Origin of the sequence: Acrocarpospora catenulata, assembly GCF_018476525.1 — a bacterium.
Taxonomy (GTDB): domain Bacteria; phylum Actinomycetota; class Actinomycetes; order Streptosporangiales; family Streptosporangiaceae; genus Acrocarpospora; species Acrocarpospora catenulata.
The window spans coordinates 136,217-159,757 of the sequence record NZ_JAHCST010000004.1 but is presented as its reverse complement, the minus strand read 5'-3'; the positions used below and the strand labels follow the sequence as shown (position 1 = coordinate 159,757).

Here is a 23,541-nt window from a genome sequence, read left to right as displayed (position 1 = left end):
ACGCTCTTCTTTCTCCACATAACGGGAAAATCACGGTAACCTCAACGTTGGCTCAATCAACGGGGAGGGGGCTGGACGGTGGGTGTGGTCGTCACCGACGCCGAAGTGACGCTGGCCGACGTGCTCTCCCTGCGGATGGCGATCGATGAGCCCCTCGCCGCGGGCACCCAGCTGGTGCTCCGGCATCGCGGCAGCGGAGTGGAACGCCGGGTCATGCTCGGCACCCCCGGCCGCCGCGCCCGTGAGGCCAGCGTGGCGGTCTCGCTGGCGCCGCTTTCCCTGGTGCCCGGCCGGTGGGACGCCTACCTGCAGGAGAACGGCCCGCGCACCCGCATGCGCAGCGTGGACCCCGGCTTCTCCCTGGACCGCCTCGACGCGTACGCGCTGGGCCGCCGCACCATGGCCTACCGCGCCTACCGCACCCTCAACGGCTTCCTGGCCATCAAGATCAGCGAAGCGGGCCCGGTCGCCGACGTGCGCGCGGTCTGGTTCCGCGAGGGCCGGTTCGAGGTGACCGGCCTGCTCGCCTACACCGGCCTCGACGACGACGACCGGCACCACCCCGCCCGGCTGGCCCTCCGGCACAGCGACACCACCGTGACGGTCCTGGCCACCGTCCAGGGCGTGCGGTTCCACGCCGCGCTCTCCCTGGTCGACGTGCTGGCCGCCACCCCGGACGCGGCCGGGGTCTGGGAGCCCTCCCTGGAGGTGGACGGCCTGGACCGCCCGCTGCCGCTCGGCGCCAGCCTGGACGACGTGGAGGGCAAACGCCGCCGGGTGCACTACCCGGCCACCCGGGTGGACGGCGTGCCGATCAAACCCAGCTACACCGCCAACGACCAGCTCCAGCTCGAGGTCGGCGCGTGAAGGTCACCTTCCTGATGCCCTCCGCGTACGGTATGCGCGGTGACGTCAGGGCGACCCTCAACCTGGCCGCCGCGCTCGCCGAGCGGCAGGACGTAGAGATCATCAGCGTCAAGCGCACCAGGGACACCCCGTTCTTCCCGGTCGACGGCCGTGTCCGGCTGCGTTACCTGGTGGACGCCCGCCCCGGCCGCCACCTGCTGCCGCGCGGCCAGGTCCGCACCGAGGTGGCCCTCTGGCGGGCGCTGCGCGCGCTCAGGGCCGACGTGCTGGTCACCGCCCGCCCGGGGCTCAGCGTGCAGTCCGCCAGGTACGCGCCGCGCGAGGTGGTCCGGATCGCCCGCGAGTGGACCAGACCCGCCATACCTGGACCGGTCCGAAGGTACTATCCGCGCCTGGACGCGGTGGTCACCAACACCGAGAACGGCCGCGAGGAGTGGTCCCGCCTGCTGGACGACGATCTCTCGGTGCACACCATCCCCGACGCGCTCCCGGCCGGCCCCTGGCCGCGGTCCAGGATGGACAACCGCATCATCAGCGCGGGCGGGCGCTGGGTGGCCCCCAAGGCGTTCGACCGGCTGATCAGGGCCTTCGCCGTGGTGGCCGACAAGCGCCCCGACTGGCGGCTGCGGCTGTACGGCTCCGGCTCGGAGGAGAAGCGGCTGCGCGCCCTGGTGGCCGAGTTGAGCCTGCACAACCACGTCTACTTCATGGGCACCACGCCGGACCTGCCTGGCGAGTTCGCCAAGGCGTCCATCGTGGCCGTGCCGTCCAGGGACGAGGTGCTCGGCATGACCGTGGTGGAGGCGCTCGGCTGCGGCGTGCCCGTGGTCGGCTTCGACGGCCCGCGCGGCCTGAGTGACTTCGTACGGCCCGGAAGGGACAGCGTGCTGGTCCAGCAGGGGGAGGGCGAGACGGAGGCGTACGCGGGCGCTCTGCTCGCTCTGGTGGACGATGAGCGGCGGCGCAGGACGCTGGCGTCCGGCGCCCTGGAGACCGCGGCCGCGCACGCGGGGCCCGCGGTGGCGGCGCGCTGGCAGGAGCTCATGTACGGACTTCGCTCCCGGGTGTGATAGAAGGACTAGTCCGGGCACGGTCCACAGGCCGCCCGGTCAGGCCCCGGGTGACCACGGGGGCCCAAAAAACTATCCCGGACCCCTCAGGGAGTCCGGGATCAGTTCCGCGAACGAACTTCAGCGTGAACCTCAGCGTCTCGCCGAAGTCCGCAACCCGAGCGCGTTGTCGAGCTCCTCCAAGGTCAGTCGGTCATCCGTGTAGTTCACGGCCGCCAGCACCTCGGCGTAGAGCGCGATCTCGTCCAACGCGACACGGTCATGGACCCGAGAGTCCAGGTCGTCGTGCCCCACCGCGTCGTCCTTCCTTCCGCAGCCCACACCCACATCGAGGTTACGTCCGTGTGTCTTTCCGCGACATGGCCCATCGGGACCATTCCTGCCGGCGGGCGCCCCTCCACTGACCATTTCCCGGATTCTGAGATCACAATTCGATGAATTCTCCGAGGTCCGCGCGGCCTTATTGCTAAAGGATGAAATATCCCTATTTGTGGGGTAAGAGGGACCTATCCGGTTAGTTGTGGTAGAGCCAGTCGGATGTGGTCTCGTTGGTGATCCGTTCGCGGGGCGTCGTGGTCGGCTCCGGCGGCGGGTCGTCCCGGGTGTGCGTCAGGCACTGGCCGACCGCCGCCGTCACCGGGAAACCCGTCTCCGGCGGGGTCGCCCCCGCCAGCTCGCACCAGGCCAGGCCGGTCGCGTACGCCGAGCCGAGCAGCGCGGCGGCGGTGGACCTGTCCGGCGGGGTGAGCCGCTCCGGCAGCCGCCCGTCCACCGGCCACCAGTCCCGCAGCGGGTGGCCCTGGTCGGCCAGCGCGATGTAGAGCGCCTGGCGCAGCTCGTCGTCCATCCACGGGTACAGGTAGGTCACCGCCTCGGCGGTGACCGCGTTCACGTCCGCCGCCAGCAGCGCCGCCGCCACCATGCGCGGGTCCTCGCCCTGCTCCGCCACGTACGCCAGCGCCTCCACCAGGTCGTACAGGACATGCCGGAAATGATCGCCGGGGGAGACCTCGGCGAGTGCGGCGGCGGCCAGGTTGGGCGGGCAGCGCAGCAGCCAGGTCTGCGCCACCGCGCCGGAGCGCAGCGCGGTGTGGTCCAGCCAGGGCTGGGTGGCCAGCGGCTGCACCATGGCCACCAGGGCGTCGGCGCGCGGCCGGAACCGGGGGTCGGCGCGGAGCGCGGTGGCCGTCTCCGCCATCAGCCGGACCAGCCGCAGGCCCGCCTCGGGGGCGCCGGAGCGGCTGCGCTCGGCGTACAGGTCCACCAGGTCGGTGAGGGACACCGGGGGCAGCCAGCGCACCCAGTCGTCGCCGGGCAGCGGGCGGGCCAGGAACTCGCCGAACATCGACAGCATCTGCTCGTTGCCGTCGAAGGCCGGGGCGTACGCGCACCACATCACGGTGCCCCAGACGGTGGCCACCGTGCTGGCCACCTCGGCGGCGAAGACGTGCCGGAACGCGCCCGAGGCGAGCGGGAAGTCCTCCCTGCGCAGCCCCCGGTGGGCCACCATCAGCGCCCGCACGCCCTCCACCACCTCGCGCGGCACGTCGGGCCCCACGAACGCCTGGGTGGAGCCCCGGTCCACCGAGAAGTCCGGCCCGGTCGGCACCAGCCAGTACGGCACCGCGATGGCGGCCGGGCGGGCGGCCAGCCGGGGCGCCTGGGCGGCCGGGGGCGCGGCCAGGTGCCACTGGCCGTCCCGGTCCAGCCGGTACCACCGGGCGTACGCGCCGAACAGCCAGCAGGTGCCGTCCGGGGTGACCAGGGCGCGCCGGGAGATCGCCTCGGCCCGGCTCGGGGCCGGGGTCAGCGGCCACCGGGGATCGGCGACCATGGCGCGCACGTCGCGCTCCATCGCGGCGAAACCATCCCATGGCACGCGGCAATCGTAGAACTTCCACCGGGCTTTGCCCGTCCCAATATCCGGACTCGCAGGGACATAGCCGGTGAAAGTTTCACTACTCTCACCTGCGTAAACGGCGATGACCTGCGAATCGGGACCCGAATGCCCTTGGCACGTGCGCGGGCAATCTACTTCGATGTCCTTCGTGACCGAGACCCGGCAGGCTGAGGACCTGACAGAGACCGCGCCGACCCGTACCCTGCCGAGGTGGCTGGGCACTCCGGGCGACCGCACGGCCCTGCTCATCTGGTTCTTCTGGCATGTGGCGACCTACATCTACATGGTGCTGGCCGCCCCCGGCCGTACCGAGGCGCCGCTGCTCGACCGGCTGACGCCCTGGGACTCCGACAACTTCATCATCATCGCCCAGTACGGCTACGACGGCGCGCCCGGGATGACCGACGCGCCCAAGCTCGCCGCCTTCTTCCCCGGGCTGCCGCTCCTCCTGCGCGACCTGCACTGGTTCATCGACGACTGGAGCCTGGCCATCGTGCTGGTCTCCCTGGTCGGCAGCGCGATCGTGGCGGTCACCCTGTCCCGGCTCAGCGACTCCTACCGCCCCGGCACCGGCACCTGGACGGTCCTGGCCTTCTTCCTGAGCCCGTTCGCCGTCTTCATGCTCGCCGGCTACTCCGAGGCCCCGTTCCTCGCGCTGGCCATCCCCGCCTGGCTGATGGCCCGGCGCGGCCGGTGGGGGTGGGCCGCCGTGCTGGCCGCTCTGGCCGCCTCGATCCGCATCTCCGGGCTCTTCCTGGCCCTCGGTCTCGCGGTGATGTTCCTGGTCGCGGAGAACGGCCTGCGCTCTCCCGGTGGCTGGAAGAAGCTGCCGTGGCTGGCCGTGCCCGGATTGCCCGTGCTGGCGTACATGATCTACCAGTGGAACCGTACGGGCGACTGGATGGCCTGGAAGAACGTCGAGGCCGAGTACTGGGGACGGTACGCGGAGTGGCCCTGGCAGGTGCTCGTCAACACCTGGAACCGCTCCCTGGAGGAAGGCGTCCTGCAGACCTCCTACCGGGAGGAGATCCTCGCCGCCTTCGTCCTCGTCCTGCTCATCATCTGGCAGGTGGTCCGCCGCCGCTGGGCCGAGTTCGGCTATCTGGCCCCCCAGGCGGTCGCCCTGCTGGCCATGTCCTCGTTCTACATGTCCGTGGGCCGCGCTTCCCTGCTCTGGTGGCCGCTGTACATCTCGGTGGGGATCACCGGAGCGCGCCGTCCATGGGTCTTCATGGCGTACGTGTCGATCGCAGCCCCCGTCATGGCCATCAACGTCGGTAATTTCACGACCGGCGCCTGGGTGGGCTGACAGCGGCGAGCGCCCGCCGGGTAGGACGGGCGCTCGGTGACGTGCGGTTCGGCTTTCGCTCGCTGACCGGTCGGAGGCTTTCCTCCGGTGGCGTTACGGGCGGGCCATCGGGTCGCCGTCCTCGCTCTGGACGGCCGGGTGGAACGGCTCGGGCTCGCGGATCGGGCCGCGGTGGTCGATCGTCACCCGGACGTCCGGCTCCTCGACGCTCTCGTACGCGGGCGGCTCGACGGCCTCCACCGGCTTCGGCCGGGCCAGCTCGGCCACCGGGGAGCGGTCCTGGGCCGGGGCGGGCGGGGTCGTCTTCCGTACCGCGCTGGCCGTGGCCGCCTCCTCGCCGTTGAACCCGGGGTCGGTCACCGACGGGGCCGGCGGCAGCACCGCGGCCTCGTCGATCAGCGGCCCGGCCGAGTTCTCCCGCTGAAGCAGGTCGCCGAGCACCGCGCCGATCTCGTTCAGCCGCCGGACCACCTCGGTGTGGGTGTCGGTCAGGTAGACCACCCGGCGCCCGGTGTGCTCGTCCAGCGTGCTGGCCCGCTGCTGGGCGGAGGTGAGGGTGGAGTGCGCCAGCGACTGCGCCTCGGACACCAGCCGCTCGGCCTCCATCGTGGCCGTCGTCACCCGCCGCTCGGCCTCGCCGCGCGCGTCCCGCAGGGTCTCCTCGGCCTCGGCGTTGGCGGTCGCCACCTTCTCCTCGGCCTCGGCCCCCGCCTGGGAGAGCAGCCGCTCGGCGGAGGCGGTCGCGTCGTGGATGCGCCGCTCGGCCTCCTCCTGCGCGGCGGTCCGGATCGACTCGGCCTGCTCCTTGGCCGCCGCCACCACCCGCTCGGCCTCGGCCTGCGCCGCGTCCCGCATGCGGCTGGCGTCGTTCTGGGAGGCCTCCTTGTTGGCCGCCGCCTCCTCGTGCGCGAGCTTGAGGATCTGGCTCAGCCGCTCGCCGAGCTCGTCCGGGTTCTGGGGGGCCTCGGTCAGCTTCCGCCGCGCGTCGGCCAGTTCCAGCCTGCTCTGCTCGGCCTGGTCGATGGTCCTGGCCAGCCGCTCCTCCAGGTCACGGATCTGGTTGCGGCTACGGTTGATCCAGTCGTGCACCTGGCGGCGGCTGTAACCACGCATGACGACCTCGAAAGAGTCGTCGCTCAAGAGTTCGGGGAAGTGATCAGTCTGGTTCGTCATGAGAGCCCTGGGGGAGTCGAAAGGCGGTATGCAGGTCAGGACACGACTTTCCTGCTATCCGACCCCGACCGCAACCTGAACGCCCCACCTCCTTGCGGAAATATCCAATACACCCCGTATAGCGCTAATAACAACTCGTGAGATCGTGATCCAATGCCCTACATAGCCGCCCTCGACGACAACGCCATCCCTTCAATCGATCCAACCGCCTGGCTGGCCCCCACCGCTGTCGTCGTCGGTCAGGTCACCCTCGGCCCCCGCGTCAACATCTGGTACAACTCCGTCCTCCGCGCCGACGACGAACGCATAGAAATAGGGGCTGACTCCAACATCCAGGACCTCTGCTGCCTCCACGCCGACCCCGGCTACCCCGCAATCCTGGAACCGCGCGTCTCCGTGGGCCACAAAGCCACCATCCACGGCGCCCACATCGAATCCGGCGCCTTGATCGGCATAGGCGCCATCCTCCTCAACGGCTCCCGAATAGGCGCCGGCACCCTCATAGCCGCCGGCTCCGTCGTCACCCCCGGCACCCACATCCCCTCCGGCGTCCTGGCCGCCGGCACCCCCGCCCGCCCCCTCCGCGATCTCACCGACTCCGACCAAGCCAGCTTCGCCCAAACCCCAGACCGCTACATCTCAAAGGCCAGCCGCCACCAGGCCGCCGAAGTACACGACAGGTAGCCCGCAAGCCCATGGGCTCCCTGTCGCGTGGAGGAGGGGTTTGGTACCCGTGAAGGCGCTCTATGCGGCTGGCACCAGTGGACGCGCCTCCACGGGGGTCTTGAGATCTCCTCCATCAACGGCATTCAAGGCTTATGACGAAGCCACTTGCCCGCGAGTGCGCGCCGGTGCCTGGACTGACGGAGCGCCGGGAGCGCAGCGACCAGAGCGGAGGAGGGAAGGCACCGGACGTGAGCGCACTCGCCGCGATGCGCAGCATCGCCATCACACAGTGCGCACTCGCCGCGATGCGCAGCATCGCAATGACACAGCAATCAGCACAGAAGCCCCCGCCCCCGATTGGGTCGGGGGCTTCTGTGGTTCAAGGGTGGGGTTTAAGGGTCGGCGGATTTGGCACGTTCCTCCTGTTCTTCGAGTTGTTCGCGCAGCTCCTCCGGTTCGTCCGCGTCGATGGTCATCGCGCAGCCGGCCTCTCGTTGAGCGGGGGTGAGGGGGTGGTGCCGGGTGGCCCACCACCGCCCCGCGTCGCTCCGCCAGATTGTCCATTCCGGATATTCGCGGGCAATCTCGGCAAGATGCCGGTCAAAGGACATCCGCCCACCTTTCCCTCGCCGAGACGCCCGGGCACCTTCACCCGCGACCCATGCCGATCTGGGCCAGTTGGCTTGACGTCTCACCCACAAGGTGCGCGACATCTCTAGAGAAATCAATGATCGGGACGGACAGGTCCACCTATCGTCCGACATGTCAACTTGACTCAGGCGTCAAAGTCGTACTGGAGTACATAGGCGGCGGCGTCCATAGTCATCTCGTTGACCTCGACCGGAATCCCTCCTGCGGAGTACGCCGTACGTGCCACGATCAGGATCGGGTTGCCCGCCGGCAACCGGAGTAACTCTGTTTCCGTGGGTGACGGCATCCGGGCCCGTACCTCCTCGGTGAAATGCACCGGAGAGTAACCGAGGTCGCCCAACCGGGCGTAGACGCCGCCGGGCCCGGTGTCGGGGAGGGTGATCGCGGTTCCCTCCACCAGGTCGGCCGGAAAGTGGGACGCGGCCAGCTGGACAGGACGGTTGTCCACCGAATAACGCCGTCGCCGGACCCAGACCTCGTCGGTGTCGAGCACCCGCCCGATCTCCTCGGCCGCGGTGAGACGCTCGATGTGGACCTCGTCCACCGTGTACGCGCGACCTCTGGTGTCCGAATCCCAGATCGCCCGGCCCTGTCCCCACTGTTCGCGGGAGAGCCGCCGTGAACCATGTCGTCTGATAGGCCGAAATAGCCTCACATAGACCCCCGATCCTCGCCGCGGCACTGCCAAACCCTCATTGATCAGTACGGCAAGCGCCTGCCGTGCGGTGGCACGCGCGATGCCGTACTCGGCCATGAGTGCGTTCTCGCCCGGTAGCCGATCCCCGTCCCGGAGTTCGCCGGACAGGATCTGGCTACGCAGACCGTCGGCGATACGCCGGTAGATGGGGGGCTCGTGATGCACCGGGGATTCCGTCACGTTTGATCACCCTCTGTCACCGACGGGGAGTTAGCGTCTCCAGAGAACTTGCCCCGTCTTGTCCACGATCGCACAGAGTCGTGGGTTGGTCCCGGGGCTATTTTTTGCGAAGTGGGCGGATGTTGCGATCTTGGGGTATTAATCCGGACCGTTATTGTGGAACGGTCCCCTCCGGTATTGGTGGAGCCCACCAACGCTTAGTCATGATCGCGGCTAGCACGGCCCCCGTTACGTTCAGCAGAACGTCATCGATCGACGACACTCGGTGCAGGGCTAGGACGTACTGAAGTACTTCAACGGTGAGCGACGCCGCCGCCGCGACGGCCGCCACGGCGGTGAGCCGGGCCAGCCGCGCCGATCTGATCGGGAGCAACGCGCCGAGCGCGGCGAAGACCAACAGATTGCCTCCGACCTGCACCACCAGAACCCCGAAAGGCCCCTGCGTCAGCACGTGAAGATCGCGCAGCGGGACCAGGCTTGTCCACCGCTCCGGCGTCGAACGAGCACCCGGAGTAAGGATCATCCACAGCCAGGGGAGGGTTCCGGCAACCATCAGCACGTCCGCGAAGGCTGTCCGGAAGGGGTGCGGCGTGCCCGAACTAGCGCGTTGTCTGGCCATCAAATAGGCGGTCAGGAGGACCACCGGGGCCGCCAAAAGGCTGAAAAGAATGATATGTCCCCACATACGCCATGCCAGCAACATGACTGTGTCCTTTTGGCTCGCTGGAAGATCGTGTCACCCTCCGCTGTCTCGCACGGCGAAAGTCGCAGAAGTGACAGGAAGGTGGCGGCTCGGAAAGGATGCGGGAAGGGCATCGTGCAATCTCCTCCCGCTCCTGGTTGTGGCGGTGGGGGAGGCGGAAACCGCCGGGTCGGAAGACACGGAACGCGGCTACCGTGATCTCCGGGTGACCTAACGCTCCGTGGTCGCCCGGCCCCGATGATCTGTGACGCTCCGTTACCGCACCGCTCAACGGCCACGAGATGTGATCATAGGTTTTCGTCCGGTTTTCCGGGCAGGTTATGGCACCTTCACACTGGCCGAGTCGTGAAATTTACGGGAATGATGGGGCCATGAGTATCACCCGCGCCGGCTGTGCCGCGCTCGACGCCGCCGACCCCCTGCGTGACTACCGGGACGAGTTCGTGCTCCCCGACGGGGTGGTCTATCTGCTCGGCAACTCGCTGGGCGCGCTGCCCAAACGCGCGGTGGAACGGGTGGCTCACACGGTGGGCGTGGAGTGGGGCCGGCACCTGGGCGCCAGCTGGAACACCGCGGGCTGGTGGGACCTGCCGCAGAGCACCGGCGACCGCATCGGCCAGCTGATCGGCGCGGCCCCGGGCGAGGTGCTCGCGGGCGACTCCACCTCCATCTCCATCTTCAAGGTGCTCTCCGCCGCGCTCCGCCTCCGCCCGGACCGCCGAGTGATCGTCTGCGACGCCGGGGAGTTCCCCACCGACCGGTACGTCGTGCAGGGCGTCGCCGCCACCTTCGACCGTGAGATCCGCGAGACCGGCCCCGAGCGGAGCCTGGCCGACGTGCTCGGCCCGGACGTGGCGGTGGTGCTCATCTCGCACGTGGACTACCGCACCGGCGCGATCCGCGACATGACCGCCATCACCGAGCAGGTCAGGGCGGCCGGCGCCCTGGTCGTCTGGGACCTCTGCCACAGCACCGGCGCCCTCCCGGTGGACGTGACCGGGGTGGACTTCGCGGTGGGCTGCACGTACAAGTACCTCAACGGCGGCCCCGGCGCCCCCGCCTACCTGTACGTGGCGGCCCAGCACCAGGAGGCGGCCAGGAACGCGATCTCCGGCTGGCACGGCCATGCCGCGCCGTTCGACTTCGAACCCGACTACCGCCCGGCCGACGGCGTACGCCGGTTCGCGGTCGGCAGCCCCCCGGTGATCTCCTTTGCCGCGCTCAACGCCTCCCTGGAGATCTGGGCGAAGGTGGACATGCGCTCGATCCGGGCCAAGAGTGTGGCCCTCACCGAACTGTTCATCGCGCTCACCGAGGGACTCGGCCTGGAACTGGCCACCCCGCGCGACCCGGTCGAACGGGGCAGCCAGGTGTGCTTCCGGCACGAGCACAGCTACCCCATCATGCGCGCGCTGATCGACCGCGGCGTGCACGGCGACTTCCGCGCCCCGGACATCATGCGCTTCGGCTTCGCCCCGCTCTACAACCGGTACGTGGACGTCTACGACGCCGCCGACATGCTGGCCGAGGTGCTCGGCAAGGAACTCTGGCGGGAGGACCGCTACCAGCGGCGCCTCACCGTCACGTGATCAGTTCCGCGACTTCGCCTTCAGGTCCGCGACGATCTCCCCCGCCAGCGCCACGCAGTCGGCGCAGATGCGCCCGGCCTCGCCGTGCACCATGTGCACCCGCGGCCCTGGCGGCTTCCGGCAGAACGAGCAGGCCGCTTCCCTGCGGGTGCGCCGGGCGGCGAAGGGGTGCTTGAAGGGCTTGGCGAAGCGTTTCCTGGCGGCCTGCTTGGAGACCCCGAGCCGGTCCCCGATCGCGGTCCACGAGGTGCCCGCCGCGCGGGCGTCGTGGACCGCCAGGTCGAGCAGCGCGTCAGCGTCCCGGTTGAGCTCCTCGCTGAGGAGTCGCGCCGCGGCCAGGGTGTCCAGCGGGTCAGAGGGGTTGGCGGCACGTGACCGCGCCCGCGCCAGTAACTCTGATGGCTCCATAAGACAACCTTAAGTTGTCATCCGGCCGCCATCAAGTTGGGCACGCCGACGTACATGATCATGGAAAAACCCGGGTTTCATGGGCGAATCGCGACTACTACTCACCAGTAACTTGAGTAGTCCAGCTCAGGCGGCGGGGCCGGCGGGCCCGGCACGATGGGCGGCATGAACAGACCATCCCGAAACGCCTCAACTCGGGCGTTCTTCCTGCAGGCCGTGCTGTCCTTCGTGCTCTCCCTCGCCGCCCTCACCGTGGGCATCGCCTACCTCCCGGTGGACGCCTGGGTCCGGGCCTTCCTTGCCGTCGGCGTGTTCTACGCGGTGACCTCGACCTTCACCCTGGCCAAGTGCGTACGCGACCGCCAGGAGGACGAGGCGGCCGCGGTCACCTTCCGTACCTCCAACTAATCAGTAACCGAGTGCCCGGGAAGCGAACTTCGCCGCCAGCATGGTCTGCTGGAACTTCGGCATCGCCACGGTCTTGGGGTTGCCGTCCGAGGTGTAGCGCTCGCCCGGCATCTCCTTCAGCCGGTCCAGCCAGGCCGACGAGCAGAACTGCGAGCAGTCCCCCTTCTTGTCCCCGGACCGGATCCGCGGGATCGAGGTCGGGTCGAACTCCTTGCTGAACGGCGACGGCGCGGGGGTGTAGCCGGCCAGGAACTCCCCGCCGTAGTCGTAGGAGACCGACCCCTTCTTCCCCTTCAGCGCCCATTCCTTCTGCCGGGGCTGGATCCCGTACGGCAGGGCGATGGTGACCGGGGTTCCGCCGTTCAGCTTGGTGATCAGCTCGTGCCCGTCCACCACGTCCGAGGCCACCGCCTCCTGGGACTTGCCCCCGAGGCTGTGGTGGTCCTTGGTGTGGTTGCCGAGGTCGAAGCCGTTCTGCCGGAGCCAGGAGACCAGCTGCGCCTGGATGTTGGGGCGGGGTTCGCCGAACATGTCACGGGTCACGTAGAAGGTGGCGACCGGCCGGAAGCCGGGGTGCTTGGCGGCCACCTCGCGGAGGATGGCCACCGCCGTGTCGGCCTTCGGGGTGCCGGCGCCGTCCAGGGTGAGCTGGGAGGGCGAGGAGTCGTCGAAGGTGAGCACCACCGGGTGTTTGCCCGCCGGGATGTCGATCTTGCCTGTCACGTACTCGGCCGCGGTGACCGGCACATAGTCCTCACGGGCCAGGCGCTCCAGCTCGGCGCGGAAGTCCGCCGGTGTGCGGTCGTCCTGTGTGGTGGGCTTCTCGACGATGCGGTGGTACATGAGCACCGGGACCTGCCCCAGTTCGTTGGCCTTCACCTTCGCGGCGGCTGCCGCCGCGTTCACCGGTTTGGCCGCCTGTTTGGCCGCCGCCTTGGCCTCCTGCTTGCCATCATGTTTCGACCCAGTCAGCGCCGCGCAGCCGGTCAGCACGAGCGCCCCGCTCACCAGTAGAGCGATTCTCATCCCCAACTCCCCCTCACAAACAGGACATGTCCGATTACTCCCCGTTAAGTCGGGACGAGAGACGGGGTGATAGTTAAAATCCGGATCATCCGGGCGACAGCCCCCTGAAGATCAACCTGCGCCTGCCGGCCGATGAGCACCTGCCGCTCACCCCGGGTCTGTGCCGCCTCGGACCAGTCGCTGTGAGATCCCCGAGCCGGCCCGACAGGCAACCACGAGACGATCGGAATGTGCGCCTATTCGTTCTTCAATCAAGGCGTGGATATTCCCGCGGACCGGGTATCGAGGAGCTCAAGACACCGAACGCGCGTTTCCGGAACACGATCACCGTCACGCTCTCGGGCACCAGGGGAATCGAAAGAACCGTCGACGACGCGGGCGCCCGATGGTCGGCTCGTTCGGTACGAGTGCCGTCAACAGCTGCCTCTGACCTGCTGTAAAGCCTGAATCAGAGCGGGAGGGCGACCGGGAGCGCACCCCGGCCGCCCGGTTCCGTGTCAAGCGTCGAGCACCCTCGCACACCATTCAAAGGTGAAAGTGCAGGCCATTTCATGGACACGTCCGATAAAGCATGAATCGTAATGAAATATGCGTGAATGCTTGACCGCCGTCTGCGGCGAAATCTAGCCTTCAACCGGCGTGGGAGCGTTCCCATCCATCGCGACGGACGGGGAGCGCGTCAATCGTGCTGCTCATCCCGAGTCGACGGCAGCGCGTTGTGACCGACCACTCGGAGTGCAAGTGACCAGTCTGTCCCCGGCCAAACAGGCTCTTCTCGCCCAGCGACTGCAACGCAGAACCGCTGCCACGACCGTCACCCCACGACCACCCGGCACCACCCCGCCGCTCTCGCGGGCCCAGGAGCGCCTCTGGTTCCTGGAGCAGTACCGGCCAGGCACCACGGCGTACACCATCCCGTTCGTCGTCCGGCTCGGCGGTGACCTGGACGAGGACGCCTTCCGCCAGGCGGTCGCCGAGGTGACCCGGCGCCACGAGAGCCTGCGCATGCGCTTGGTCACCTCCGAGGACGGGCTGCCCCAGGTGGTCGTGGACGACCAGCCGTCCACCGAGTTCCTGCTGGTCACGGCCGGTTCCGAGGAGGAGGCGAGACAGCTGGTCTCGGCCCAGCTGGCCCGTACCTTCGACCTGACCGCCGGCGGGCTGCTCCGGGTGCTGCTGATCCGGCTCGCCCCTGGTGACCACGTGCTGCTGATGTCCGCGCATCACGCGATCACCGACGGCTGGTCCGGGGAGATCCTGCTCCGTGAACTGATCCAGCTGCACGCCGCGTTCCGGGAGGGCCGGGAGTCCCCGCTGCGCCCGCTGCCCGTGCAGTACGGCGACCACGCGATCTGGCAGCGTGAGCGCGAGGGCACCCCGGCCTACCAGCGGGACCTGCGGTACTGGTCGGAGCGGCTCAAGGGCGTGCCCCCGCTGGAGTTGCCCGCCGACTTCCCCCGGCCGCCCGAGCAGACCACCGCCGGGCGGGGCCACGGTCTGCACCTGGACGCGGGGATCACCGCCGGGATCGCGGAGCTGAGCGCGAGCCACGGGGCCACGCCGTACATGGCGCTGCTGGCGGCCCTCCAGGTGCTGCTGGGCCGCTGGTCCGGGCAGCGGGACTTCGCCGTCGGCAGCCCGGTGAGCGGGCGCGGCCTGCCCGAGCTGGACGGCATGGCCGGCATGTTCGTCAACACCCTGGCCATGCGCGCCGACCTGGACGGCGACCCGACCTTCACCGAGTTCCTCATCCAGGTACGCGACGACTGCCTGGACGCCTACTCCCACCAGGAGACGCCCTTCGACCAGCTGGTCAACGAGCTCAAGGTGGAGCGGGACGTCAGCCGCTCGGCGGTCTTCCAGGTGATGTTCGCGCTGCAGAACTACGTGGCCCAGGGTGCGGAGTCGCTGGGCCTGGATGTCTCGCCGTTCGGCATGGACATCGAGGTGAGCCGGTTCGACCTGGCGCTCTACCTGTGGGAGGCCGAGGGGGAACTGGACGGGACGTTCATCTACAACCCCGACCTGTTCCTGCCGGAGAGCGTCGCCCGGCTGGCCGACTCGCTGCGCACCCTGCTCCAGAGCATCGTGGCCAATCCCCATAGGCGGCTCTCCGAACTGGACTGGGTGCCCCGGGAGGAGACCGCCCATGTACTGACCCTCGGCGAGTCCAGCGCACCCCGGCCGCTGCCCGCCGAGCTCCTGCACGACCTGGTCGACTCCGCCAGGCCGGATGCCCCCGCCGTCGTCTTCGACGCCGACACGGTGAGCTACGCCGACCTGGAGCGGCGCGCCAACCGGCTCGCGCACCGGCTCCGCGAGCTCGGCGTACATCCCGGCGACCGGGTCGCGGTGGCGCTGGAGCAGTCCGCCGAACTGGCGGTCGCGCTGCTCGGGGTGCTCAAGTCGGGGGCGGCGTACGTGCCGCTGGATCCGGAGCAACCGGCCGAGCGGCTGGCGTACATGGTCGCGGACGCGGGGGTGCGGATCGCGGTGGGGTCCCTGCCGGTGGACGTCACGCAGATCCCCCCGGACGCCCCCGACTGCCCGGACACCCCCGTGGACAGCGGGGTCACCGCCGACGACCTGGCGTACGTGATCTACACCTCGGGCACCACCGGACGGCCGAAGGGCGTCGCCGTCCGCCACCGTGAGGTGCTGGTCTACCTGGCCGGGGTGCGCGAACGCTTCGCCGTCGAGCCCGGCGGCGTGTACGCGCTGCCACAGTCGCTCGCCTTCGACTTCGGCGTCACGGTCTTCTACCTGTCGCTGATGACCGGCGGCTGCCTGCACCTGATCCCGTCCCGCACCGCCGCCCCCGACCTGCTCGCCTACTTCCGGCGGGCCCGGCCGGACTACCTCAAGATCACTCCGTCCCACCTGGCCGCCCTGCTCGCCGAGGCCGACCCCGCCGAACTCCTCCCGGCCAGGCTGCTCATCCTGGGCGGCGAGGCGTCCACCGTCGGCTGGGCCAGCGAGCTGGCCGAACACTGCACGGTGATCAACCACTACGGCCCCACCGAGGCCACCGTCGGCGTCACCACCTTCGCCGTGCCACGCGGCCAGAGCGGCCAGGCCACGCTGCCCATCGGCCGCCCGCTCCCCGGGGCCCGGGTCTACGTCCTGGACGAGCGCATGCGCCCGGTCCCCGCCGGGGTGCCAGGGGAGATCTACCTGGGCGGCGACCGCCTCGCCGTCGGCTACCTCGGCCGCCCCGGCCTCACCGCCGAGAAGTTCCTCCCTGACCCGTACGGCAGGCCAGGCGCCCGCGTCTACCGCACCGGCGACCTGGGCCGCTGGCTCCCGGACGGCGCGCTGCAGTTCCTGGGCCGCCGCGACCTCCAGGTCAAGGTCCGCGGCTACCGGGTCGAACTCGGCGAGGTGGAGACCGTGCTGGCCGAGCACCCCGCCGTCGCGCTCACCGTGGTGGAGCTGCGCGGCCAGCGCCTGGTGGCCTACCTGGTGGGTGAGGAGGAGGCAGGCGCCGACCTGCGCGCCTGGCTGAAGGAGCGGTTACCCGACTACATGGTCCCCGTCCGGTACGTCTGGCTGGACCGGCTGCCGCTGAAGTCGCACGGCAAGGTGGACCGGGCCGCGCTGCCCGACCCCGGCGACACCCGGGAGGGCGAGTTCACCCCGCCGGCCACGCCGGTGGAGGAGACGGTCGCGGAGATCTGGGCCGCCGTGCTGGGCCTGGACCGGGTCGGCGCGCTGGACGACTTCTTCGACCTGGGCGGGCACTCGCTGCTGGCCATGCAGGTGGTGGCCCGGCTGCGGAAGGCCGGGCACACGGTCACCCTGATGGAGCTGTTCAAGTATCCGACCGTACGCGAGCTGGCCCGGTTGATCGACTCCGGCGGCGACTCCTCTGGCGGCCTGCTCCACCGGCTCACCCCCGCACGGGCCACCACCGCCACCCTGGTCTGCGCGCCGTACGGCGGGGGCAGCGCGGTCATCTACAAGCCGCTCGCGGACGCGATGCCCGAGGACTGGGCGCTCTACTCCATCGGCGTACCCGGCCACGAGCTGGGCGAGCAGCCCAGGCCGCTGCTCGAGGTGGCCGAGGAGTGCGCCACCGAGATCATCGCCACCGTGCAGGGCCCGCTGGTCCTGTACGGCCACTGCGGCGTCGGCACCACGCTCTGCGCCGAGATCGCCCGGCGGCTGGAGGCCAAGGGGCGCGAGATCGAGGCCATCTACCTGGGCGGAGTCTTCCCGTTCGCCCGGCCGCGCGGGGCCTTCGCCAGGGTCGGGGAGTGGCTGGAGGACCTCGGCGGTGACCAGGCCCGGGTGAACGGGCTGGTCGCGGCGGGTCTGGACGTCTCGGAGTTCGAGCAGGAAGAGCTTGAGCTCATCGTCGGCAACCGGCGGCGCGGCACCCGGGAGGCCGAGCGGTACTTCGCGAAGCTCTTCGAGGAGGGGGCCGAGCAGTTGCGGGCGCCGGTGATCGCGGTGGCCGGGGAGCGGGACCCGATCATGGAGTACTACCAGGAGCGGTACCGGGAGTGGCACTGCCTCTCCCCGGTGGCCGGCTGCGTGGTCCTCGATGAAGCCGCCCACTATTTCCTGAAATATCGGGCGGAGGAGCTGGCCGCCATCGTGACCACCGTGCATCCGGCCATCGCGGCGGACGACACGGCCACGATCGAGCGGCAGACCGGCCAGGAGACCTGGTGGCTGCAGGGACTGTCCAGGCGGGCCGGCGGCGCGGCGGGAGCCGTACCCGAGGTGGGGCCACCGCCCAGCATGCGGCGCTTCCTGATGCTGGCGGCCGGGCAGCTGGTCTCGATGACCGGCTCGGCGCTGACCGAGTTCGCCATCCCGATCTGGATCTACCTGACCACCGGCTCGCTGGCCAACTTCGCGCTCTTCTCGGTGCTCGGCCTGGTGCCGGGCCTGCTGGTGGCCCCGCTGGCCGGGGCCGTGGTCGACCGGTTCAACCGGCGGAAGGTGCTGGCCATCAGCGACGCGGCCGCCGGGTCCACCCAGCTGATCCTGGGACTGCTGGTCTGGACGGACAACCTCCAGATCTGGCAGATCTACCCGCTGCTGGTGGTGCTCTCCATGTCGCTCACCTTCCAGCGGGTGGCCTACACCTCGGCCATCCCGCAGCTGGTGCCCAAACGCTTCCTCGGCCACGCCAACGGCGTGGTCGGCATGGCCACCGGCGTGTCCCAGCTGGTGGTGCCGCTCGCCGCGGCCGGGCTGCTGTCGGTGATCGGGCTGGGCGGCATCCTCGTCATCGACGTGGTCAGCTACACGGTGGCGATCACCGTCGTCCTGGTGATCAAGTTCCCCCGGACCATGCCGCACCAGCGCCGGGAAAGCGTGCTCACCGAGATGGTGCAGGGCTTCCGGTACACCTGGGGCCATCTCGGCATCCGGCGCATGCTGCTCTTCTTCGCCGTGGTCAACCTGTTCATGTCCCCGCTCTTCCTGCTGGTCTCCCCGCTCGTGCTCTCCTTCGCCGAACTCTCCGACGTGGGCAGGGTCACCTTCTTCGGCGGGCTCGGCGTCTTCCTCAGCGGCCTGACCATGACCCTGTGGGGAGGACCCCGGCGGCTGCGGCTGCGCGGCCAGTTGCTGGCCACCCTGTCGCTGGCGCTGTTCGCGCTGGTCGTCGGAGCCAGGGAGAACCTGGCGGTGATCGCGGTCGGCGTGTTCGGCATGTTCGCCTCGCTGACCCTGCTGAACGGCATCTACGCGACGATCATCCAGGTCAAGGTGCCGCAGCGGTTCCACGGCCGGGTCTTCGCCCTCAACCAGTTGGTCGCCTTCTCCACCCTGCCCATCGGGTTCGGACTGGTCGCCCCGTACGGCACTGCCTTCTTCGAGCCGCTGCTGGCCGAGGGCGGCGCGCTGGCCGACACGGTCGGCGCGCTGATCGGCACCGGGGAAGGGCGCGGCATCGCCTTCATGTACCTGCTGTTCGGCCTGGTCATGGCGGTCAGCGTGCTGGTGGCCACCCGGCTGCGCGGCCTGTGGCAGTTCGACCACACCGTCCCCGACGCCACCCCAGACGACGTGCTCGGATACCAGCTTCTGCAAAGCCGCACCACGGAGGGCAAGTCGTGAACGAACAGCAGGTCATGCGGCTCTGGCGCGAGATCCTCGGCGTCGAGGTCAGCTCACCGTCCGACGATTTCTTCGAACTCGGCGGGCAGTCGCTGGCGATGGTGCAGTTCCTGGCCCGGGTGGAGAGCGAGTTCGGCGTCTCGCTGCCGATCGAGGTGCTCTTCGCCGAGGATCTCACGGTCGCGGCGGCGGCCAGGGCGATCCAGGAGAGCCGCGAGGAGGAGGACGTGGCCGACCTGCTCGCCGAGGTGGACCGCCTGCCGGGCGGCGAGATCCGGGCGCTGCTTGGCGGGCAGGACCGCCAGTGAGGGTGATCATGGCCACCCACGGCAGCCACGGCGACGTGCTGCCGTTCGTGGCCCTCGGCCGGGTCCTCAGGGAACGCGGGCACGAGGTGGAGATGCTGACCCACGCCCCCTTCGGGCCGACCGCCGAGCGTGCCGGGCTGTCGTTCACGGCCATCGACACGCCGGAGGCGTACGAACGGAACCTGGCGGACACCCCGCCGCTGCTGGCCGCCGGGCTGGAGCGGTGGCGGGCCTACTACGAGCGGAACGGCCTGTTCGAGCAGATCGCCTTCGAGGCGGGCCGGATGATGGAACGGTATGTCCCGGGCGAGACCGTCCTGGTCGGGCGGCACACCACCGCCATGTCCACGCTCTTCGCGGCCGAGGCCCTGGACGCGCCGGCCGTCTGGGTGGCGGTCACCCCCATCCAGTACATGTCGGAGCGCGGCATCGCGCACATGTACCAGACCACGATGGCCGACCGGCTGAACGCCATCAGGGCGGGTCTCGGCCTGCCCCCGGTGGGCGACTGGACGGCCTGGTTCGCCTCCGCCCACCTGGATCTGGCGCTCTGGCCGGAATGGTTCGACAAGGCGGGCACCCCGGCGCCGCGCCGGGTCCGGCTGATGGGGGCGCCGCTCGGCGACGACACCGAGGGCACCGAACTGCCGCCGGAGGCGGCCGAACTCCTCGACCAGGGAGCAGTGCTGGTCACCGGGGGAACCGGGCGCATGCTGCACCGGCGGTTCTACGAGGTCGCCGTCGAGGCGTGCCAGTTGGCGGGGCGTCCGGCCCTGCTCGCCGTACGCCACCGGGATCTGGTGCCGGCACGGCTGCCGGACGGCATGCGCTGGTTCCCCCGGCTGCCGTTCCCCCAGGTGATGCCCCGGGTGGGGGCGGTGGTGCACCACGGCGGCATCGGCACCATGATCCGCGGGGTGGCCGCGGGCACGCCCCAGGTGGTGCTGGCGCACGGCTTCGACCGCTCGGAGAACGGCGCCAGGCTCAGCGCGGCCGGGCTCGGCTCCTGGCTGCCGGAGCAGCGGTGGAACGTCCCCGAGATCGCCTCTCTGATCTCGGACGCTCTGGCCGACGCGGAGACCCGCCGCCGCGCCACCGCGCTCTGCACCGCCGCCGACGGCCTGACCGTCGCCGCCGAGGCCGTCGAGGAACTGGCGGGACGCCAGGTCGCCTACTCGGCGCGGCACCTGCTGACCCGCGCAGAACAGCTGGCGCTCGGCCGCAAACTGATCATTGGAGAGACGGCATGACCCCCGCTCAGCTGCGCGTCTGGTTCCTGCAGCGCTTCGACCCCGCGGACGCCTCCTTCAACCTGCACCGGGTGCGGCGGCTCACCGGTCCCCTCGACCGCGACGCCCTGGCACGCGCGGTGACCGCCGTCTCGGCCCGGCACGCCACCCTGCGCACCCGTTTCCCCGAGGTGGACGGCGGCCCCGTGGCCGTGGTGGACCCACCCGCCCCGGTCCCGATGGAGTGGCTGGAAGCTGACGAGGCGGAAGCCGTACGGCTGGTCGCCGAACGCACCAACCGGCCCTTCGACCTCGGCGCCGAGATCCCCTTCCGGGTCACCGTGCTCAGCCTGGCCCCGGACGTGCACGTGCTCGCCTTCGTCCTCCACCACATCGCCGCCGACGGCTGGTCCCTCGACGTGCTCATGTCCGACTTCACCGCGTGCTACGAAGGTACGGCACCGCCCCCGCTTCCCCTGGAGATCCCGCCACCGCCCGAGGTGAACCCCAAGGACCTGGCCTACTGGGTGGACCGGCTGGCCGACCCGCCCACCCTGGAGTTGCCGACCGACCACCCTCGCCCGGCCGAACGCCGGGGCTACGGTGACGAGATCGCCTTCCGGATCGCCGCCCCGCTCGCCGCCGCACTGGCCGAGCTGGCCAAACGCGAACGGTGCACGCTCTTCACCGTGCTGCTCGCCGCGTACCAGGTCCTGCTGGCCCGCCACACCGGCCAGGATGACCTCTGCGTCGGCGTGCCCGACGCGGGCCGGGACACCGACCAGGCCAAGAACCTGGTGGCCAACCTCTCCGGCATGCTCGTGCTCCGCGGCGACCTGTCCGGCGACCCGGCCTTCACCGAGTTCCTCCGGCGGACCAAGCTCGCCCTGCTCGGCGCGCTGACCCGCCGTACGGTGCCCTTCGAGCGACTGGTCGACGAACTCGACGTCGGCCGCGACCTCAGCACCACGCCCTTCTACCAGACCACCCTCACCCTGCACGCCACCGAACTGGAGCGCACGCACTCCGTCGGCGGGCTGCTGGCGACGCCGTTCCCACACGGCTGGCACTGGGTACGCAACGACCTCACCGTCGACCTGTGGTGGGCGGGCGACGACAGCGGCGAACTGGCGGCCATCGTCCGCTACAGCACCGAACTGTTCGACCGGGCCACCGTCGCCTCGCTGTTCGAGCGTTTCCAGGTGCTGCTGCACGGCATCGCGGCCGAGCCCACCGCTCAGCTCTCCCGGCTACCCCTGCTCGACGCGGCCGAGCGGGACCAGTTGGTCCGTGCGTGGAACGCCACCGGCCGCCCGCTGCCCGAACCGGCCACCCTGCTCAGCCTCTTCCAGGCCCAGGTGGCACGCACACCTGACGCCGTCGCCGCGATCGGTGGCGTCACCCTCACCTACCGGGAGTTGGACACCGCCGCGGGACGGGTAGCCGGACGGCTGGCCGCCGAGGGAGCCGGGCCGGGAACGGTGGTCGCGCTCTGCCTGAACCGGTCGGCGGCGCTGCTGCCCGCCCTGCTCGGCGTGCTCAGGACGGGGGCGGCCTACCTGCCCATCGACCCGGAGAACCCGGAGGCGCGCATCGCGTACCTGGTGGCGGACTCGGGGGCGGCGCTCGCCCTCACCGAGCCCACCCTGCGCGACCGGCTGCCCGACGACCTCCCCACGGTGGATCTGGCCGAGGCGATGGCGGCTCCACCGGCCGGCCACGCCGCTCATCCCCAGGACGAGGATGCGAAGAGCCCTGGAGAGGCCCAGCCTGGTCGTGGTGGCCCTGACGATCCGGCCTACCTGCTCTACACCTCCGGCTCCACCGGCCGCCCCAAGGGTGTCGTGATCCCGCATTCCGCCCTGGTCAACCTGCTGGTCGGCTTCAACGACCTGCTGGCTGTCGGGCCGGAGCACGTGTGGATGGTCCTGTCCTCCGTCTCCTTCGACATCTCGGCCCTGGAGCTCTACCTCCCGCTCATCACCGGCGGCCGTGCGGTGATCGTCGACCGGGACAGCGCTGTAGACGGCGCCGCCCAACTGGCCCTGATCAAGGACACCGGCATCACCCACATCCAGGCCACCCCCTCCGGCTGGCGGGTGCTCATCGAAGCCGGTTTCGCCGACCCCGCCATCACCGGCTTGGTCGGCGGCGAGGCCCTCCCGGACGAACTCGCCCGCGACCTGCGCCCCCGTCTGCGCCGACTGCTCAACGTGTACGGCCCCACCGAGACCACGATCTGGTCCACCACCTGGGAGGTCCCGGCCGACCCCGGGGACCCCCGGATCGGCGCGCCGATCGCCAACACCCAGGTGTACGTGCTGGACGCGGCCGGTGAGATCGCCCCCACCGGCGTGCCCGGCGAACTCCTGATCGGCGGCGCGGGCGTGGCCACCGGCTACCACCGCAGGCCCGGCCTCACCGCCGAACGATTCGTGCCCGACCCCTTCGGCGGAGGTCGCCTCTACCGCACCGGCGACCGCGCCCGCTGGCGCGCCGACGGCCAGATCGAATTCCTCGGCCGCCTCGACAACCAGCTCAAGGTCCGCGGCTTCCGCATCGAACCCGGCGAAATCGAGGCCGCCATCCTGGCCTGCCCCGGCGTGACCCAGGCCGCCGTGGTGGCCCGCGGCGAGATCCTCATCGCGTACGTCGTGGGCCCCGCCGACCTCACCGAAGTCCGTGAGCAGCTGGAACGCACACTCCCGCAGTACATGATGCCCGCCCTCTGGACCAGACTCCCCACCCTCCCCCTGACCATCAGCGGCAAGATCGACCGCAAGTCCCTCCCCGACCCCGTCCCCGACCGCGCCGCCGCCTACGTCGAGCCCTCCACCGACGCCGAACGCCTGGTCGCCGAAATCTGGTCAGAGGTCCTCGGCCTGGACAAAATCGGCGCCAGAGACGACTTCTTCACCGTCGGCGGCCACTCCCTGATCGCCGTCCGGGTAGCCGCCCGCCTCCGCGCCACCATCGACCTGGACATACCAATCCGAACCCTGTTCACCCGCCGTACAGTGACCGACCTGGCCCACGCAATCGAGGACCTCCTCACCGCCGAACTGGAGCAAATGTCAGAGGACGAGGCGGCCAAGCTGGCCGGAGCGTAAATCAGGGGAATTTTCAGCCGATGCCGACTTTCCTGATCACCCGCCTGGAACCGCCGCCTCCCAACAGCGCCGTGCTGAGGGCGACTGTGTGGAACGCGATGGAACGCCGTGGAACGTTGTGGAACGCCATGAAGGGAGGTGTTTCTGGGTGAACTCTGTCGTTCTTAGCAGG

General features: G+C 70.0%; 18 protein-coding genes. 10 read left to right on the top strand and 8 right to left on the bottom strand.

Features of this window, described 5'->3' with window-relative positions:
• The first annotated feature begins 78 nt into the window (after nucleotides 1–78).
• Both KIP79_RS05930 and KIP79_RS05925 read left to right on the top strand, forming a co-directional pair.
• Nucleotides 79–867 carry a hypothetical protein gene (locus KIP79_RS05930; protein ID WP_214103631.1) on the top strand — a complete coding sequence of 263 codons (789 nt, stop codon included), beginning with the start codon at nucleotides 79–81 and terminating at the stop codon, nucleotides 865–867.
• Nucleotides 864–1,937: a glycosyltransferase gene (locus tag KIP79_RS05925; protein ID WP_214103630.1), complete on the top strand. Its 1,074-nt coding sequence runs from the start codon at nucleotides 864–866 to the stop codon at nucleotides 1,935–1,937. The genes KIP79_RS05930 and KIP79_RS05925 overlap by 4 nt, the downstream gene beginning before the upstream one ends.
• Before the next feature lie 132 nt (nucleotides 1,938–2,069).
• Here KIP79_RS05925 and KIP79_RS05920 read toward each other — a convergent pair whose 3' ends face one another.
• Both KIP79_RS05920 and KIP79_RS05915 read right to left on the bottom strand, forming a co-directional pair.
• Complete coding sequence (locus tag KIP79_RS05920; RefSeq protein ID WP_214103629.1) at nucleotides 2,070–2,231, bottom strand: hypothetical protein; 162 nt, start codon at nucleotides 2,229–2,231, stop codon at nucleotides 2,070–2,072.
• Nucleotides 2,232–2,451: 220 nt separating this feature from the next.
• Nucleotides 2,452–3,816, bottom strand: a complete 1,365-nt coding sequence (locus KIP79_RS05915) for a hypothetical protein (protein ID WP_250212802.1) — start codon at nucleotides 3,814–3,816, stop codon at nucleotides 2,452–2,454.
• Nucleotides 3,817–3,976: 160 nt separating this feature from the next.
• Here KIP79_RS05915 and KIP79_RS05910 point away from each other — a divergent pair, with 160 nt between their 5' ends.
• Nucleotides 3,977–5,146: a glycosyltransferase family protein gene (locus KIP79_RS05910; protein WP_214103628.1), complete on the top strand. Its 1,170-nt coding sequence runs from the start codon at nucleotides 3,977–3,979 to the stop codon at nucleotides 5,144–5,146.
• A 93-nt stretch (nucleotides 5,147–5,239) separates the two neighbouring features.
• Here the strand turns inward: KIP79_RS05910 and KIP79_RS05905 are convergent, their stop codons facing one another.
• Entirely contained in the window at nucleotides 5,240–6,319 is a 1,080-nt protein-coding gene (locus KIP79_RS05905; RefSeq protein WP_214103627.1) for a coiled-coil domain-containing protein, read from the bottom strand.
• Nucleotides 6,320–6,472: 153 nt separating this feature from the next.
• Here KIP79_RS05905 and KIP79_RS05900 point away from each other — a divergent pair, with 153 nt between their 5' ends.
• Nucleotides 6,473–7,003 (top strand): gamma carbonic anhydrase family protein, encoded by a 531-nt coding sequence (locus KIP79_RS05900; RefSeq protein WP_214103626.1) that lies wholly within the window; start codon nucleotides 6,473–6,475, stop codon nucleotides 7,001–7,003.
• Between the two features lie 374 nt (nucleotides 7,004–7,377).
• On the opposite strand, the gene KIP79_RS05895 is transcribed toward KIP79_RS05900, so the two are convergent.
• The 3 genes from KIP79_RS05895 to KIP79_RS05885 form a co-directional block, all read right to left on the bottom strand.
• Nucleotides 7,378–7,596 carry a hypothetical protein gene (locus tag KIP79_RS05895; protein ID WP_214103625.1) on the bottom strand — a complete coding sequence of 73 codons (219 nt, stop codon included), beginning with the start codon at nucleotides 7,594–7,596 and terminating at the stop codon, nucleotides 7,378–7,380.
• Nucleotides 7,597–7,760: 164 nt separating this feature from the next.
• Nucleotides 7,761–8,513 carry a GntR family transcriptional regulator gene (locus KIP79_RS05890; RefSeq protein WP_214103624.1) on the bottom strand — a complete coding sequence of 251 codons (753 nt, stop codon included), beginning with the start codon at nucleotides 8,511–8,513 and terminating at the stop codon, nucleotides 7,761–7,763.
• 151 nt (nucleotides 8,514–8,664) lie between these two features.
• Nucleotides 8,665–9,216 carry a VanZ family protein gene (locus KIP79_RS05885; RefSeq protein ID WP_214103623.1) on the bottom strand — a complete coding sequence of 184 codons (552 nt, stop codon included), beginning with the start codon at nucleotides 9,214–9,216 and terminating at the stop codon, nucleotides 8,665–8,667.
• A gap of 371 nt (nucleotides 9,217–9,587) precedes the next feature.
• Here KIP79_RS05885 and kynU point away from each other — a divergent pair, with 371 nt between their 5' ends.
• Nucleotides 9,588–10,805: a kynureninase gene (kynU, locus tag KIP79_RS05880; RefSeq protein WP_214103622.1), complete on the top strand. Its 1,218-nt coding sequence runs from the start codon at nucleotides 9,588–9,590 to the stop codon at nucleotides 10,803–10,805.
• On the opposite strand, the gene KIP79_RS05875 is transcribed toward kynU, so the two are convergent.
• Nucleotides 10,806–11,213, bottom strand: coding sequence for a ClpX C4-type zinc finger protein (locus KIP79_RS05875; RefSeq protein ID WP_214103621.1), 408 nt, complete (start codon nucleotides 11,211–11,213; stop codon nucleotides 10,806–10,808).
• A 165-nt stretch (nucleotides 11,214–11,378) separates the two neighbouring features.
• Here KIP79_RS05875 and KIP79_RS05870 point away from each other — a divergent pair, with 165 nt between their 5' ends.
• Nucleotides 11,379–11,621 (top strand): YiaA/YiaB family inner membrane protein, encoded by a 243-nt coding sequence (locus tag KIP79_RS05870; protein WP_214103620.1) that lies wholly within the window; start codon nucleotides 11,379–11,381, stop codon nucleotides 11,619–11,621.
• On the opposite strand, the gene KIP79_RS05865 is transcribed toward KIP79_RS05870, so the two are convergent.
• Nucleotides 11,622–12,647 carry a polysaccharide deacetylase family protein gene (locus KIP79_RS05865; RefSeq protein ID WP_214103619.1) on the bottom strand — a complete coding sequence of 342 codons (1,026 nt, stop codon included), beginning with the start codon at nucleotides 12,645–12,647 and terminating at the stop codon, nucleotides 11,622–11,624.
• Between the two features lie 741 nt (nucleotides 12,648–13,388).
• Between KIP79_RS05865 and KIP79_RS05860 the strand changes: the two genes are divergently transcribed.
• From KIP79_RS05860 to KIP79_RS05845, 4 genes are read left to right on the top strand one after another with little or no spacing between them, the layout of a single operon-like run.
• A complete protein-coding gene (locus KIP79_RS05860; protein WP_308169585.1) occupies nucleotides 13,389–18,722 on the top strand; it encodes a non-ribosomal peptide synthetase/MFS transporter in 5,334 nt (1,777 codons plus the stop codon).
• On the top strand, nucleotides 18,719–19,030 hold the full coding sequence (locus tag KIP79_RS05855) for a phosphopantetheine-binding protein (protein WP_214103617.1): 312 nt from the start codon (nucleotides 18,719–18,721) through the stop codon (nucleotides 19,028–19,030). Before KIP79_RS05860 ends, KIP79_RS05855 begins: the two co-directional genes overlap by 4 nt.
• Nucleotides 19,027–20,280, top strand: a complete 1,254-nt coding sequence (locus tag KIP79_RS05850; RefSeq protein ID WP_214103616.1) for a glycosyltransferase — start codon at nucleotides 19,027–19,029, stop codon at nucleotides 20,278–20,280. The genes KIP79_RS05855 and KIP79_RS05850 overlap by 4 nt, the downstream gene beginning before the upstream one ends.
• Nucleotides 20,277–23,369, top strand: coding sequence for a non-ribosomal peptide synthetase (locus KIP79_RS05845; RefSeq protein ID WP_214103615.1), 3,093 nt, complete (start codon nucleotides 20,277–20,279; stop codon nucleotides 23,367–23,369). The genes KIP79_RS05850 and KIP79_RS05845 overlap by 4 nt, the downstream gene beginning before the upstream one ends.
• Nucleotides 23,370–23,541 lie beyond the last annotated feature (172 nt).